Consider the following 13,481-nt stretch of genomic DNA (forward strand, 5'->3'; position numbering starts at 1 on the left):
TTCTGTAAATGACAGTTAGGATCATCGTGCACCAAAAACAAATAAGCGCGGAAAACGCGCTTATCCTTGCAGCCCCAGTAAATGAATGGGTTAATTTACAGCCTAAGAGTCGATTTCATTGGAGTAAATCCAATAGAAGTCTGTCTCCGGGCGATGAATCGACCATTTGGTTGGATAAATTCCAATAGAAATGCGATTTTCACAGCCTAATAGACTATTTCATTGGATTTACTCCAATGGTTTTGTGGTTCTCTATCTGAGGATCTAATCGGACGATAAATAAGGAGTAGGCTCCGCTTACCCCAAATTCTTACATGTGTACAAATAAGCACAGAAAATGCTTTCGGCGAGAACTGCCCGTGCAGAAGCTACGTTTCAAAATCGATAGCTCCTCTGCTGGTAAATTCGTTGACTACTAGTTTTATTCGACAAAGAGAAAAAAAGAGCCTGATTCATCCAGTAATTTGGATGAATCGGGCTCTTCTCTTTACCTACCGTTCTCGACTTCTTGCAGCATCGACAAATCAACGAATTTACTTAGATCGAGTTCCTCTTTGTTAATGCCCTTAATATAGCGAGCATCGATGGATACCTTCGCCATCTCCTCCATCACCTTGACGTCAACGTCAGTGGTGAGTTTCAAACGGCTCAGCGAGGCTTTGATTAAGCCCTTATCCATCCCTTTACCGCTATACTTTTTCAGTTGGTTGTTGATGAGATCATAGGCTTGCTCCGGACTGTTCTGGATGAACGCGATGCCATCCCTATTCGCCTTGATTGCACCCTTCACCATATCCCGGTGCAGGGCAATGAACTTGTCGCTTGCGACCATGATGACCGTCGGATAATCGCCGTTGTTCGGCGGGATCGCCTTCCAATCGACGACGACTTTGCCAAGTCCGGCCTTCTCGATCTGTGTCCCCCATGGCTCGGGGACGAGCGTCGCATCGATCTCCTTCTGACGGAAGGAGATCAGCGCATCCGACGGGGAGCGCACGATGAGGTGCGCACTTTCGGCACCTCTGCCCAAGCTCACACCTTCTTGCTGCAGCAGCATGCGCAGCGAGATTTCGTTCGTGTTTCCTTTGGACGGGATAGCAATCGTTTTATCTACTAAATCTTTTACAGTATTAATTCCCGAGCCATTACGCGCAACCAATACCGCGCCGCCGTTATTTGAACCGGAGACAACCCGATAGTTCTTGCTTTTCAAAAAGAAGGTTGTCGCGGGTCCAGGACCAACGAATCCGACATCGATATCCCCTGTCGCCATCGCGATAGATAGGTCAGAGCCGTTATCGAAGGCTGTGACCTCAATCTTAACTTCATTGCCCCATTCCCGGGCGAAATAACCTTTTTCTAGCGCAATGTACGCCGCAGCGTGCGTTACATTTTTAAACACACCGACCCTAACAACCTGAGCCTTGCCAGAAGAAGTCAACTTCTCCTCGCATGCACTCAGCACTAAAACAGCGACCAAAAGCAGCATCAGCACCCATGCCTGTTTCCTCATCCGGCCCACTCCCTACTCAAGACTTCGAGCCAGCGAGGCCGTAGCGCTCTAGCACTTTATCTTCGAGTTTCTTAAAGCAGAAGTGATCAGAAACTGTGCCCAGTACCGCGATAATAATGACAATACACAGCATCAGTGAGGTATCGCCCAGATTTCTTCCGTCCTGCAATAGCTGGCCTAGCCCAGCCCCTTTGGCAATAAGCTCACCGGCAACAAGCGCGCGCCATGCGAAAGCCCAAGCCGTGCGAACACCATTGATCAAATGCGGGAACGCGGCAGGGATCATGACCTGCACGAATAGATTAAACCCATTGCCCGTCCCCATCGTCTGCGCGGCGCGCAAATAAATAGGCGGGATGTTTTTGATACCGGTACGGCTGGCCAATGCCATCGTCCAGGTTGCTCCGAGTGTCGTAATGAAAATAACCGAAGATTCGTTAAGACCGAACCAAATAATAGCAAAAGGCAGCCAAGCAATACTTGGAATGGTCTGCAAAGAAACCACCAGAAATCCAAGTGTATCATCCAGCATTCTATAGCGTGCGAATAAGAACCCAAGGGTTGTACCAATCAGCAAAGACAATGCAAAGGAAACCAGCAACCTCGCCATACTCGCAAATGTCGCTTGGAGCAGTTCGCCGTGCACCAACCCGTCATAGAAGGCTTGTAAGGTTTGGGTTGGCGAAGGGAACTTCCATCCCCATCCGAATATTCTAAATCCCGCCTCCCAAGCTATCAGAAGCAGTACCAGAAAAATCGTTCTTCTTGATGCTGTACTCATCGCCAGTCTCCTCCCTTACCACTTTCTCCAGCTCGTCTGCCAGCGCGTCCATGATCGAATTCTCCACATGATGGAGGACGGTGTCTGCGCTATCCCGAGGTCTCGCCGCTTTCACGGCGAACTCCTTCTTAATCGTTCCGGGACGCGTGGACATCACGAATACACGATCCGAGAGGATTACGGCTTCACGAATGTTATGGGTAATGAAGAGGATCGTTTTGCGCGTACGCATCCAGATTTCTTCCAGTTCTTTATGCAAAATAAGGCGTGTTTGCTCGTCCAAAGCGGCGAACGGCTCGTCCATCAGCAAAATCTCTGGGTCCATGGCAAGCGCCCGGGCGATTGCGGCCCGCTGCTTCATCCCGCCCGAAAGCTCATGCGGATAGCGGTCTGTAAAACGGCTGAGATGCACAGCTTTAATCTGTTCCATCGCCAGCTCGTAACGCTCTTTTTTTCCAATACCCTTCTGCTTGAGACCGAAGGCTACATTGTCCAGCACCGTCAACCATGGGAATAGACCATGTTCCTGGAACACGACGACTCGGTCCGCTCCAGCGCCGGTCACCTTTTTCCCATTCACCTGAATAATACCATCGCTCTGAGTATCGAAGCCTGCGACCAAATTCAGTACGGTCGATTTCCCGCATCCGGACGGGCCCAGCAGGGAGACGAACTCCCCCTTTTCAATCGTTAAAGTGATATTATCCAGTGCCTGATAGCTGCCGCCTAATCGCTGAACAAACGTCTTGCTAACGCCTTTAATCTCGATCAAAATGCCTACCTCCACTCGGGCATGTCCCGTCGTTTTTCACCTAAAACAGCATTTTTAACCCTGCCAAGCCAAGTCCTATGATGAATCCGCATATCGCACCGTTGACACGGATCCACTGCAAATCATTGCCGAGCTTATCTTCCATCAACTGGGTCAGCTTCTCGTTCGTCAGCTTATCCAGGTTTTCTTTGACGAGTAAACCGATTTTGCTGTGATTTTGCTCCAAATAAGCAGCGATTTGCTCTTGAATCCAGCTCTCACCGCGCTGCAGCATATCCTCGTTTTCTTTCACCGAAACCAGCATTTTACGAACCACCGGAACCACATGCTGAGGCACAAAATCGGGCTGATCCACGAAATCCTCTGCCTTCGCCTTCAACCGCTCTAACAGCCCAGATAATTTCTCATCGAGATCGAATAAGCCCGGAAGCTTCGCTTTCAAACCTTCTAGCTCAGCCAAAAGCTGTGGATTCCGCTCAAGCTTGTTCAGTTCATTCCGAATAAAAGTAAGAACCGCTTCTCTGCGCGGATGATTCTTCGTTCGCATTTGTTCGATGTAGGAAAGAACGAAGTTCTGGATAATGCCCCCGATCTTCTCTTCATTCACCATACCGATGAACGCATTAACGGCAAATGCCATGAAGCCATTCGACTGCAAACCCTCGAACGCTTTGAGCGCCATAGCGCCCAGTTGATCGCGCGTATCCGCCTTAACGGCCCATGCTTCCACTTTATCGATAACAAAATCAAAGGTTTTGCCGTCATAACCGCCATCAACTATGCTGTCTACAATCGTGCTAACGAGTCGACTCGTATCCACGTCTTGGAGTGCTTTATGAATTTCCTCCGCTAAAAGCGGCGTTAATTTGTCCAGATCAATCGCGTTTAAAGCTTGTTTGGCAAGTGTCGAGAGACCTTTGTGAAGCGCCGCATTGTCCAGATGGCTCTCCGCCAGCTCAAGTCCGCGTTCAAGAAAACGAATTTGCTGCAAGCGAACACGAATGGTTTCTTTGGAAAGCAGTTCATTTTCAACCGTCGAGACAAGCGCTTTCGTAATCTTCTCACGATTCTTCGGCAATAGGGCCGTGTGCGGAATCGGAATGCCAAGAGGGTGACGGAAAAGGGCACTAACCGCAAACCAGTCAGCCAAGCCGCCTACAACGCCAGCCTCAAAACCACCTTGCAAAAAGGTTCCCCATAGGGTTGAAGATACCGCTGTGGGCAGCGTGGCCAGAAAGCCTGCTCCCATAACTCCTAAGGAAACCGTCGCTATATACTTTGCTTCTCTTTTCATTGTCATAACATCTCTTTCTGCTCGAAGTTAATGAATCATTCCTTCTATTTTATCACAAAATGCGACGAAAACCGTTCTCGAACCTTTTTTTGTTGAATACACTTCGTTGATACTAACAAATGAATGTACATGGCGTAAAGTTTAGTTATAGGAGGAAATTTTCCATGAGCCTAAATGAGACAATAACACCATGGCAGGAGCATTTATTCTGGGTTGAAATTTTACAGGATCATGCCATCTTTGTGGATGAGGCGCTCGCGAATGAAGAGGTACAATGGATCACGATTGCCAAGCGTTACATCGGTGCTTTTACAGAACTGCGGAACCGCATTTTGAAAACAGACCCAGTTCTGCCTGTCTCCTCGGAAACGATGATTCAGCTCTCAAAAGATATATACCCTGTTGTTCAAGGATATTATCAATTCGAGGGCTATTTGCAGCATCTGCGCATTCAAAATAAAATCGTTGTCTCCTTAACTCCCGTCTATTTCAATGGGACCCTTTTGGAAAACGGAGAGTATATACGCATTCTGCATTATTGGATGAATGGAGTCCCTTATGAGCCCCTTCCGCTCGTTACGCTGGTGGAAATGTGGCTTGAGGATCAACTCGGTCACGCTGTACTTCTTGCCAACCATTTGGACCCAACAGAAATGGAGCTAATCAAAACCACACAGCTATTCGCTCAACAATTCAGCGCTCACATCGTCAAAAACACAGCTATCCGCGGCTTCCTCCGCTTCACAGCGCCTAATTTCCCTGTTCAGCAAAAGTTTGCCCGGCAAGTGGCTGAAACCGTCATCCGTTTTTACCATGTCGTCGAGGGTGTTATTCGCGATTATCAAGAAACCGAACTTCTCAGCCGGTTGACACTACGGTTCCTTGAACATCATTTACCCGAAACGTGCTATTTCCTGCGCAAGCTGGCGGAATATAATGGGGAGATTGTGGGGCTGCCGGATTGTCCGCTGACGAAGCCGTCTTTTGAATAATGGCTGGTGGGGGGAACGATCTTACACATCACTTCTCCCAGCTCAATCAAACCTTTCTTCTGTGATTTGCAAGATCAGTAATCGAGCTGTGCAACGGTGCGAATAATAGCAAGATAATCTACGCATATGACAAAGAGAAGCGAAGTTGTACTTTATACAACAATTTGTCCCTGAAGGTGAGGATATCCTCTCCGGAGTTGTACAAAGTGCTACAATTCACCTCAAATCGAGCATCTTTGAAGCAAATTAGAACAAACTGTTGCACAGCGTACAACAGTTTTCATTTGGAACCGTGAAATCCCAAAATATGTTGTATGCTGTACAACAATCTTATCTGCAACCGCGAAAAGATCACAGCCTATCTCACCAAAAAAAGAGCCATCATTGGCTCTTTTTCGTTTGCTATCTCTCGCCTTCCCACTCCGCGTAAAAATGCTGGAGGTACTGCTCCATGAAACGGTGCCGCTCCTCGGCCAGCTGCCGGGCGTAGGCTGTGTTCATTAGCTCCTTCAATTTCAGGAGCTTCTCGTAGAAGTGATTAATCGCGGTATCTTTCCCAGCGCGATACTCGGCCTCCGTCATATGCTCACGCGCCATGACGGTAGGATCGTGAATCGGGCGACCTTTCCAGCCCGAATAAGCGAATACGCGCGAGATGCCTACCGCGCCTATCGCATCCAACCGGTCGGCATCCTGCACGACCTGACCTTCCAGCGTGCGCATTGGCGGACGCGCGCCGCCCTTGAACGACATCGTGCTGATGATCTCCAGCACGTGCTGCACTTGCTCCGCTGGCGTGCCGCTGGCAGCGAGCCACGCCTCCAGCTCGCGCTGCGCAGCGGCTGGATCGGCGTTCAGCTTCTCGTCGACGACGTCGTGAAGCAGCGCCGCAAGCTCGCAGACGAAGCCGTCGGCGCCCTCCTGGGCAGCGATGCGCTTCGTCGTCTGCACGACGCGATAGATATGCCACCAGTCGTGGCCGCTGCTATCGCGCTCCAGCTTCTCCTTCACAAGCGCTTCTGCTGCGAGTAGAATTCCCTCTATCTTCGTTTGTTCCTCTTCATGCTGCTTCATTTCTTCTTTCTCCTTTTTCCTTCGGCAGACTTTCCTTCACTAGACTTGCCCTCCAAAGCTCCCGTCGGTTGCGGGTCCATCCCCTTCACCTCGGTGTACTTCTGAATAATTTTCTTGAAGTTTTTGCCATATTTATCTTCCAGCTTAGCGCCCATATCCTGCTGCAGCTCGTGGATCACCATATCACGTAAGAAATTGTTCAGCAGCAGCTCCACCATCGCTGGATGCTCTGTCATCATCGCAAGAGCCGGCTCATCGCCGCCTCGTGTACCAACAATTGCCAGCTTGCGGTCGATCAGCAGTGTAAATTTCCGCCCATTGCGCTTCTGCCAACCCTCCTCGCGTCCATGCTGGAATTGATGAACCCCGCTCGGCAGCTCCGCTTCGCCAATCGTCGAAACTAGCAATCGCACGCCTTGCGCTGGCACTAGCCGAAGAGCTTCCTTCAGCAGCAGCGCTTCTTCCGACCATAGCTCACAGAGCGCCTCTTCCTTCGCTTTTTTCAGCTCAGTTCGTATACGCTCTATGACCTTAACGTCTCCCTCCAAGCTGAAGTACTCCGAGCGGTGCGCATCCTGCTTCGGCATATGCGCTTTCACATAGCGGATCGAGGCTTGCAGCTCCGCTTCAATCCGCTCGCCGATCTCCTCGATCGGCACGCTCTGATAATGCGTGGGCTCACCGTGACTCGTGAGCACGGCCCCCTTCTCCGCGAGCTTCTGCAGCGCGGAGTAGACGTTCGAGCGCGAAACGCCAAGCTGCTTGGCGATTTCGTAGCCGGTCTGCGTGCCGCTTTCGGCGAGCACGTGCAGGCACTTGGCTTCAAGGTCCGTGAAGCCAAGATTTTTTAAATGCAGATGAACATCCTCCATGCCAGCTCCCCTTTTCATCAACCCGTTATGATTTCTTGATCAATATTGTAACATGATTTTTCACTTCAAGTTGTGTAGACTTCTGCTTCCTATCCAGTACATTAGCTGGACTCGGTGCAAGATTCGCAGCTTCATCAGGTACTACGAGCTGCTTATAAAAAAAGACCGGATTGCGTCAAAAGCACATCCGATCCTACTTCTACTTGAATCCTACAAAGTCTCAACTTCCGCAATCTCAATATAATCCATACTTTTCAACTCATCATATACTTCCGAAGCATATTTCCTATCAATAAACACGATGAAATGCAGCTCTTGCTGCTCCTGGTTCAACTCTTTAATATGTACGCTTTTCATCTTGTAACCTTTGGCAATGATCGCTTTGATAATCGTAGTTAAGTTGCCGTCATGGGAGACGACGAGCCTCACGCGCAGATCCTTCATAATAAGGGGTCTTGGGCCCATTTTCTTAATATAATAAGGCAAAACTACAACGCTAATCATGATAAGCAGGAGCCCAAAAAACGCTTCTACAAAGAAGCCTGCCCCAACCGCAATCCCAAGTCCAGCCGCCCCCCAGATCATTGCAGCCGTCGTTAATCCGATAATGACATCATTGTGTTTGCGAAGAATCACCCCAGCCCCAAGAAAACCGATTCCGCTAACGACTTGCGCAGCTAGACGCATGGGGTCCATCACGTGCAGTCCCATGACGGCATATTTATTGGCCGATTCGATGGATACGATCGTCAGCAAGCAGCTGCTTAAGCAAATGACTAAAGAAGTCTTGAGTCCGAGCGGCTTATTCCTGATTTCCCGTTCCAGACCAATAATGAGACCAAATATAGCTGAGATCCCTAATTTCATTAAAATGTGCCAATCCACGGAAAGTATCATAGTTGTTGACTCCTCTTTATTAAGTAAGCTTTACAATATCTTAACATTACTTTGGAGTAAATGACCATTTGTTAATTACAAAATCATCATATAGACTCGTAAAACCGAGCATACGCCTAACGGTCGCCGATATAAGCGCGGAATACGCACTTTCGGCGGGTCTACAAAGCACTGTAGCTCAGACGAATAGGCGCTAATAACCTTTCGGCGGGTGTAACAAAAAGAGGCTGTCCCACTAAGTAGATAAATCTACTCGTGGACAGCTTAAGGTTTTTGGGACATTCGAATCGATATTCAAAACAAAATCCATACTTCCATTGGATTTTTCCAATGGAATCGACTCACAGGCTTCGAAATTCGTAGTTCTATTGGAATAACTCCAATAGAATTGACTTTTAGGGTGCCAAATCACTATTTCCACTGGATTAACTCCAATGGAAGTAGCAGGCAGACTGCAGAAAATGCATGAAGTAAGCTGAATTTTCCAAATAGACTTTTATATGAAAATGAATGAAATGGTGTCCGTCAGGCAATGTTGGTTTGGGACAGCCCCTTTCCCGTTAAATCCGAAACCGATATCCCGCTCCCCAGATCGTCTCGATGTATTGCGGGTACGATGGGTCTTGCTCGATCTTCTCGCGCAGCTTGCGAATATGTACCGTCACTGTCGCGATTTCCCCCATGGCGTCCATGCCCCATAGAAGGTCAAAAAGCTGCTCTTTGCTGTACACCCGATTCGGATTCATCGCGAGATGGGTGAGCAGGTCGAATTCCTTCGTCGTGAAGACGACTTCTTTCTCGTTTACAAAAACACGGCGCGCTGTTTTATCAATCATCAAACCGCGAATGCGGACTTCATCATTCCGCGTTTCGCGCCGCCCCATCAGTCGTTCGTAGCGTGCTAAATGGGCTTTCACTCTGGCCACCAGCTCGCTGGGGCTGAAGGGCTTGATCATGTAATCGTCAGCGCCGAGGCCGAGGCCGCGGATTTTATCGATGTCTTCCTTTTTAGCGGAAACCATCACGATGGGAATGTCCTTCTCACTGCGAATACGCCGGCAGATTTCGAAGCCATCCACCTTCGGCAGCATAAGGTCGAGAATAATGAGATCATAATCCGTAGAGAGGGCTCGCTGGAGCCCCTTGTCCCCGCTATTTTCGATATCGACTTCATAGCCGCTGATCTCCAAATAATCCCGCTCCAGCTCGGCAATACTTTGCTCGTCTTCAATAATTAAGATTCGACTCATTCTTCGCTCTCCCCCTGCTGACTAAGCGGTAATGCCATGTACACGGTCGTTCCCCGCCCAATGATGCTGGTTGCGCTGATTCTCCCGCCGTGCTCTTCCATAATTTGTTTGGCTATCGCCAGTCCAAGCCCGCTTCCTCCGGTAGCCGTGTTACGTGAAGGATCCGCCCGGTAAAACCGATCAAAAATATAAGGAAGCGACTCCTCCGATATGCCTTGACCTCTATCTTTTATTTGAATGACGGCATTGCCGTCGATCTCTCTCAACGTTAAGGTAATGTGGCACTTGCCTTCTTCACTATATTTTATCGCATTTTCGATAATGTTCAGCAGGACACGTCTGAGCTTGTCACGGTCTGCTGTTACATACAGCGGTGACTTCGGCAGCTCGGTGAGCGCGAACTGAACCCCTTTTTTCTCCATATCGAACTGCAGCTCCTGCGCGCAATCCAACACGTATTGTCCGAGATCTACCTTCTCGAATTGAAAGGGCACTTTGCCCAAATCCAGCTTGGAGAACAGAAATAATTCATCAATGAGCCGGTCCATATCAGCTGCTTTGTTATAAATGGTTCGAATGTACCGGTTCAGCTTGTCTGGTGAATTCGATACACCGTCCATAATCCCCTCGACATATCCCTTAATCGCCGTAACCGGCGTCTTCAGATCGTGGGAAATATTCGAAATAAGCTCTTTGCGGTTCTCTTCATATTGAAGCTGAACTTCCACGGACTTCTTGAGCTTACGACGCATTTCTTCAAATGCCGTACTAAGCTCACCAATTTCATCATCGGAATGCGGGATAATCTCAAAGTCGAGATTACCTTCCTTGATCTCCTCCGCTGCGCGCTTGAGCGCTCTTAGAGGTCTAATAATACTGCGAGAAACGAAGTAAGTCAGAACACCATTCGTCAACACGAGAATGAGAATAAACGTAACGATGACGGATTTTGAAAATTGGTGAAGATACTTTTGAAAGGGGCCTCCGTCCAGAAAAACGAATACAGAGCCTTTACTATTATCTGAAAATAAAAAATCCTGCTGCCTAGTTATCCACAGGGAACCTTGATTACGCTGAAATTGACCGGATGATGTGCCAAATGAAGGCAGCTTGGAGGTATTCTCAGCCTCACCCTGTTTAATATACGGTGAAACGTACGTAATCTCTTTATCCTTCCGGATGATGATGCCCATATTAATTTTATGGAATTTGGCCTCTAGATCCTTCACGAATGCGGGATCCAGAAAAGCATCCGGTTCCGTATCCGTCTTCGCTTTCATATAAGCGACATTTTCGAGTTCTTGATCAACAACACGTTTGATCGGATTGCCTTGGGAGAAATCGACCTGAAAGACGGACTTCAGATTCCCAAACGTTGCGACGCTGATTAAGATCACGGCTAGCACGGAGAGCACAAGCGGTACAAGCAGCATGGCTATATAGGAAAGTACCAGCCGTAAACGAATCGACATCCGAATCAAATCTCCTTTTTATCAAACAAATAATATCCTGCTGTAAAAAACAATATACTACACGCCATCAAAAACATAAAGATGCTGCTCATCTTGCCAATAGCCATCGAGCTGCCAATCCAGAGCATATGCCAATCTGTGTAGGCTGTTGGTGAGTAAGTTGCAATTTGCGGAATGAAAAAAGCAGCTACTTTAAACGCCAAATAAAGAAGAATGCTCACAGTCAATGCTGAACTGCTGCTGGAGAAGAACTGTGCGAGAAGCACGGCCGCAATACTAAGCACAAGCAGAGGAACAAAGGCCGAGCCATAAGCTAGGAACCAAGTAAATACTGTACTTACGCCTCCGAAATCTTGGAAAAATAAGGCAGAAACGATCGAAGCCAGCAAGGCCGCGATTAAATAAAGAACAATGTACACACCCAGCGCAATTTGCTTGGATGCGAAAACCTTAAACCGAGTGATGGGCCGAGTGAGCGTATTCTTCATCGTGCGTTCTCCCATCTCACCAGCGAATACATCCGCGGCACCCATGAAGACGAACAAAGGCAGGAATATACTCGTAAACAAACCGAGCATGACGATAGGGAAATCCCCCGATGCAATGGCTCCGATGCCGATGCCGCTTTGAAAGCGTGCAAGCAGTAAGCCTGCAATAACCGGAAGAAGCAGAGTAACAACTAGGAAGAAAATCGTCTTCTTCTTTGATGCGAGTTTGATCGTTTCGTTCCAGACGTTGGCGGTTAAGCTATGCATGGGCTGCTAGCCTCCTGACTTCATTGATTTCGCGCAAGTACGCTTCTTCCAGCGTCGCGCTGCCTTTGGCTAATTCGGATACGAGCCCCTCGCGAATAAGCCGCCCTTGATGAATGATGCCCATGCGATTGCACATCAGCTCCATTTCATGAATGAGATGGCTGGAGATGAGGAAGGTAATTCGCTCTTCACTCGCTAGGCGCATGATAATTTCCCGAATATGAACCATCCCTTCAATATCAAGCCCATTGGTCGGCTCATCGAGAATAAGCAATTCAGGCTTTGACAGCATCGCTGCCGCTAGTCCGAGCCGCTGCTTCATGCCCAGTGAGTAACCCGCAACCTTTTCATGCTGAAAAGGGGTGAGTCCGACAATCTCCAGTACTTCATCCACTCGCTGCTTGCCGATCCCAGGATAAAAGCGCGCCGCTAGCTCCAGATTCCGCTTGCCGCTCATATAGGTGTAAGCTTCCGCTGTTTCAATCAGCACGCCAACCTTCGCCATTGCCTGTTCATAATGCATAGACACATCATGGCCGAACAGCTTTACTTCGCCTTGCTGCGCCCTTGTTAAACCCGTCATGATCTTCATGACCGATGTTTTACCGGCGCCATTGGGTCCGAAGAAGCCATAGATATCGCCTTGCTGTACCGTCATATTCACTTGATGGATGCCGCGCAAATTTTTGTAAGTTTTCGTGAGGTTCTTAATTTCTACTACGGGTTTCATGAACGGGCCGCCTTTCAGAACGAATGAGGAGGTCAACGATCGTTGATGCCTCCCCTTGACTTTCTATTAATGTTTCTCTCCCCAGTTTTTGCGGGAATTTTCATCAAACTTCACATTTTCCACTTGTTTTCCTGTCAAATCAATCGTATCTGGCGTTGTGGAGTTCAGACTAGATAAAGTCATATCTACACTTAACACCACATCATGCGCAGCACCTTGAGCATCTTTACCGGAAATATGAATTTGTGCCGTTTGATTCGTAATGTGGTTATCCGCATCCACGCTTGCGTTCACTTCGACCTCATCCATTTTGATGTCTGTTACAAGCTGAGGCAGGCTGTTTTTGAGTGTCGTTACATCTACACCAAGGGTATCCGCTTTAGCCGGAATTGGACGGTGACTGTTCTCTGCAGTGCCGTGTTTAATAACTAACGAGCCAATTGTGTTCACAACAGGTGAAATCTGACTTCCAGACAATTTGAAATGAATGTCCTTTACGTTACCAGGTGCTTCACTCATGGTTACATAGTTTTTCAGGTTACCAACCAAGGCATCGACCACATTTTCCACTTCGCTAATCACTTGCGGGTCAGGTGTGTGGTTTGCTTGCTCATGCCCTTTGAACTTGCCCGGCATGCCATCACCTTCCAGTACTTTATACACCTCGGAATCCTCGGTTTTTACAATCTGCTTCCCATCTTGGCTGTAGAAGTGAATGGTTTGCTCATCCGTTCCGCTTTTCACTGTGACTACTGCGCTGCCAGCTTGATCGACACCACTGCTTTTAATTGTTGATTTCACATTGAGTAATGAAGCTCCATTGTCTTGTAAGGACACATTCACCTGGCGAGTTACATTCTTCACCAATGCTGTTTGTTTGAATGCTGATTTGAATGTCTCATACCCGGGAGCTTCTCCCACACCTGCATATACCGAGGTCACTAGCATCATGCTGCCTACCGCAACGCCTAATCCCAACATCGCTAACTTCTTATTCATATCTTATTTCCTCCGCGTATACATACGCTTTATCTAATTTGGATGCGTTCCTCGCTTCCATGTATTCATCTTATCCCCTC

13 protein-coding genes are annotated in these 13,481 nt (G+C 48.2%); 1 reads left to right on the top strand and 12 read right to left on the bottom strand.

Going from position 1 to position 13,481, the window contains the following annotated elements; translation table 11 throughout:
* Positions 1 to 487: 487 nt before the first annotated feature.
* The 4 genes from ASG85_RS07515 to ASG85_RS07530 are packed head-to-tail and all read right to left on the bottom strand — an operon-like array spanning position 488 to position 4,360.
* Positions 488 to 1,513, bottom strand: a complete 1,026-nt coding sequence (locus tag ASG85_RS07515; RefSeq protein WP_060645839.1) for an ABC transporter substrate-binding protein — start codon at positions 1,511 to 1,513, stop codon at positions 488 to 490.
* Between the two features lie 16 nt (positions 1,514 to 1,529).
* Entirely contained in the window at positions 1,530 to 2,294 is a 765-nt protein-coding gene (locus tag ASG85_RS07520; RefSeq protein ID WP_060645840.1) for an ABC transporter permease, read from the bottom strand.
* Positions 2,227 to 3,066, bottom strand: a complete 840-nt coding sequence (locus ASG85_RS07525; protein ID WP_060645841.1) for an ABC transporter ATP-binding protein — start codon at positions 3,064 to 3,066, stop codon at positions 2,227 to 2,229. Before ASG85_RS07525 ends, ASG85_RS07520 begins: the two co-directional genes overlap by 68 nt.
* A 40-nt stretch (positions 3,067 to 3,106) precedes the next feature.
* Positions 3,107 to 4,360, bottom strand: a complete 1,254-nt coding sequence (locus ASG85_RS07530) for a DUF445 domain-containing protein (RefSeq protein ID WP_060645842.1) — start codon at positions 4,358 to 4,360, stop codon at positions 3,107 to 3,109.
* Between the two features lie 164 nt (positions 4,361 to 4,524).
* Between ASG85_RS07530 and ASG85_RS07535 the strand changes: the two genes are divergently transcribed.
* The gene (locus tag ASG85_RS07535) at positions 4,525 to 5,352 is read left to right on the top strand and encodes a DUF2935 domain-containing protein (RefSeq protein ID WP_060645843.1); all 828 of its coding nucleotides are present in this window, start codon (positions 4,525 to 4,527) and stop codon (positions 5,350 to 5,352) included.
* A gap of 402 nt (positions 5,353 to 5,754) precedes the next feature.
* Here ASG85_RS07535 and ASG85_RS07540 read toward each other — a convergent pair whose 3' ends face one another.
* From ASG85_RS07540 to ASG85_RS07575, 8 genes are all read right to left on the bottom strand, one after another.
* Complete coding sequence (locus ASG85_RS07540; RefSeq protein ID WP_060645844.1) at positions 5,755 to 6,426, bottom strand: HD domain-containing protein; 672 nt, start codon at positions 6,424 to 6,426, stop codon at positions 5,755 to 5,757.
* A complete protein-coding gene (locus tag ASG85_RS07545; protein ID WP_082588003.1) occupies positions 6,423 to 7,316 on the bottom strand; it encodes a TrmB family transcriptional regulator in 894 nt (297 codons plus the stop codon). The genes ASG85_RS07540 and ASG85_RS07545 overlap by 4 nt, the downstream gene beginning before the upstream one ends.
* A 192-nt stretch (positions 7,317 to 7,508) precedes the next feature.
* Complete coding sequence (locus ASG85_RS07550; protein WP_414858686.1) at positions 7,509 to 8,195, bottom strand: MgtC/SapB family protein; 687 nt, start codon at positions 8,193 to 8,195, stop codon at positions 7,509 to 7,511.
* Positions 8,196 to 8,755: 560 nt separating this feature from the next.
* A complete protein-coding gene (locus ASG85_RS07555; RefSeq protein ID WP_060645846.1) occupies positions 8,756 to 9,445 on the bottom strand; it encodes a response regulator transcription factor in 690 nt (229 codons plus the stop codon).
* A complete protein-coding gene (locus tag ASG85_RS07560; protein ID WP_060645847.1) occupies positions 9,442 to 10,917 on the bottom strand; it encodes a sensor histidine kinase in 1,476 nt (491 codons plus the stop codon). Before ASG85_RS07560 ends, ASG85_RS07555 begins: the two co-directional genes overlap by 4 nt.
* A gap of 5 nt (positions 10,918 to 10,922) precedes the next feature.
* Positions 10,923 to 11,672 carry an ABC transporter permease subunit gene (locus ASG85_RS07565; RefSeq protein WP_060645848.1) on the bottom strand — a complete coding sequence of 250 codons (750 nt, stop codon included), beginning with the start codon at positions 11,670 to 11,672 and terminating at the stop codon, positions 10,923 to 10,925.
* Positions 11,665 to 12,402 carry an ABC transporter ATP-binding protein gene (locus tag ASG85_RS07570; protein WP_060646017.1) on the bottom strand — a complete coding sequence of 246 codons (738 nt, stop codon included), beginning with the start codon at positions 12,400 to 12,402 and terminating at the stop codon, positions 11,665 to 11,667. The genes ASG85_RS07565 and ASG85_RS07570 overlap by 8 nt, the downstream gene beginning before the upstream one ends.
* A gap of 66 nt (positions 12,403 to 12,468) precedes the next feature.
* Positions 12,469 to 13,401 carry a hypothetical protein gene (locus ASG85_RS07575; RefSeq protein ID WP_060645849.1) on the bottom strand — a complete coding sequence of 311 codons (933 nt, stop codon included), beginning with the start codon at positions 13,399 to 13,401 and terminating at the stop codon, positions 12,469 to 12,471.
* Positions 13,402 to 13,481 lie beyond the last annotated feature (80 nt).

The organism is Paenibacillus sp. Soil724D2 (assembly GCF_001427935.1).
Taxonomy (GTDB): Bacteria; Bacillota; Bacilli; order Paenibacillales; family NBRC-103111; genus Paenibacillus_E.

Coding starts and splice junctions, on each gene's coding strand:
- ASG85_RS07530 (WP_060645842.1), bottom strand. CDS start 4,360: ATGAAAAGAGAAGCAAAGTATATAGCGACGGTTTCCTTAGGAGTTATG.
- ASG85_RS07570 (WP_060646017.1), bottom strand. CDS start 12,402: ATGAAACCCGTAGTAGAAATTAAGAACCTCACGAAAACTTACAAAAAT.
- ASG85_RS07535 (WP_060645843.1), top strand. CDS start 4,525: ATGAGCCTAAATGAGACAATAACACCATGGCAGGAGCATTTATTCTGG.
- ASG85_RS07520 (WP_060645840.1), bottom strand. CDS start 2,294: ATGAGTACAGCATCAAGAAGAACGATTTTTCTGGTACTGCTTCTGATA.
- ASG85_RS07550 (WP_414858686.1), bottom strand. CDS start 8,195: ATGATACTTTCCGTGGATTGGCACATTTTAATGAAATTAGGGATCTCA.
- ASG85_RS07540 (WP_060645844.1), bottom strand. CDS start 6,426: ATGAAGCAGCATGAAGAGGAACAAACGAAGATAGAGGGAATTCTACTC.
- ASG85_RS07515 (WP_060645839.1), bottom strand. CDS start 1,513: ATGAGGAAACAGGCATGGGTGCTGATGCTGCTTTTGGTCGCTGTTTTA.
- ASG85_RS07545 (WP_082588003.1), bottom strand. CDS start 7,316: ATGAAAAGGGGAGCTGGCATGGAGGATGTTCATCTGCATTTAAAAAAT.
- ASG85_RS07565 (WP_060645848.1), bottom strand. CDS start 11,672: ATGCATAGCTTAACCGCCAACGTCTGGAACGAAACGATCAAACTCGCA.
- ASG85_RS07560 (WP_060645847.1), bottom strand. CDS start 10,917: ATGTCGATTCGTTTACGGCTGGTACTTTCCTATATAGCCATGCTGCTT.
- ASG85_RS07575 (WP_060645849.1), bottom strand. CDS start 13,401: ATGAATAAGAAGTTAGCGATGTTGGGATTAGGCGTTGCGGTAGGCAGC.
- ASG85_RS07555 (WP_060645846.1), bottom strand. CDS start 9,445: ATGAGTCGAATCTTAATTATTGAAGACGAGCAAAGTATTGCCGAGCTG.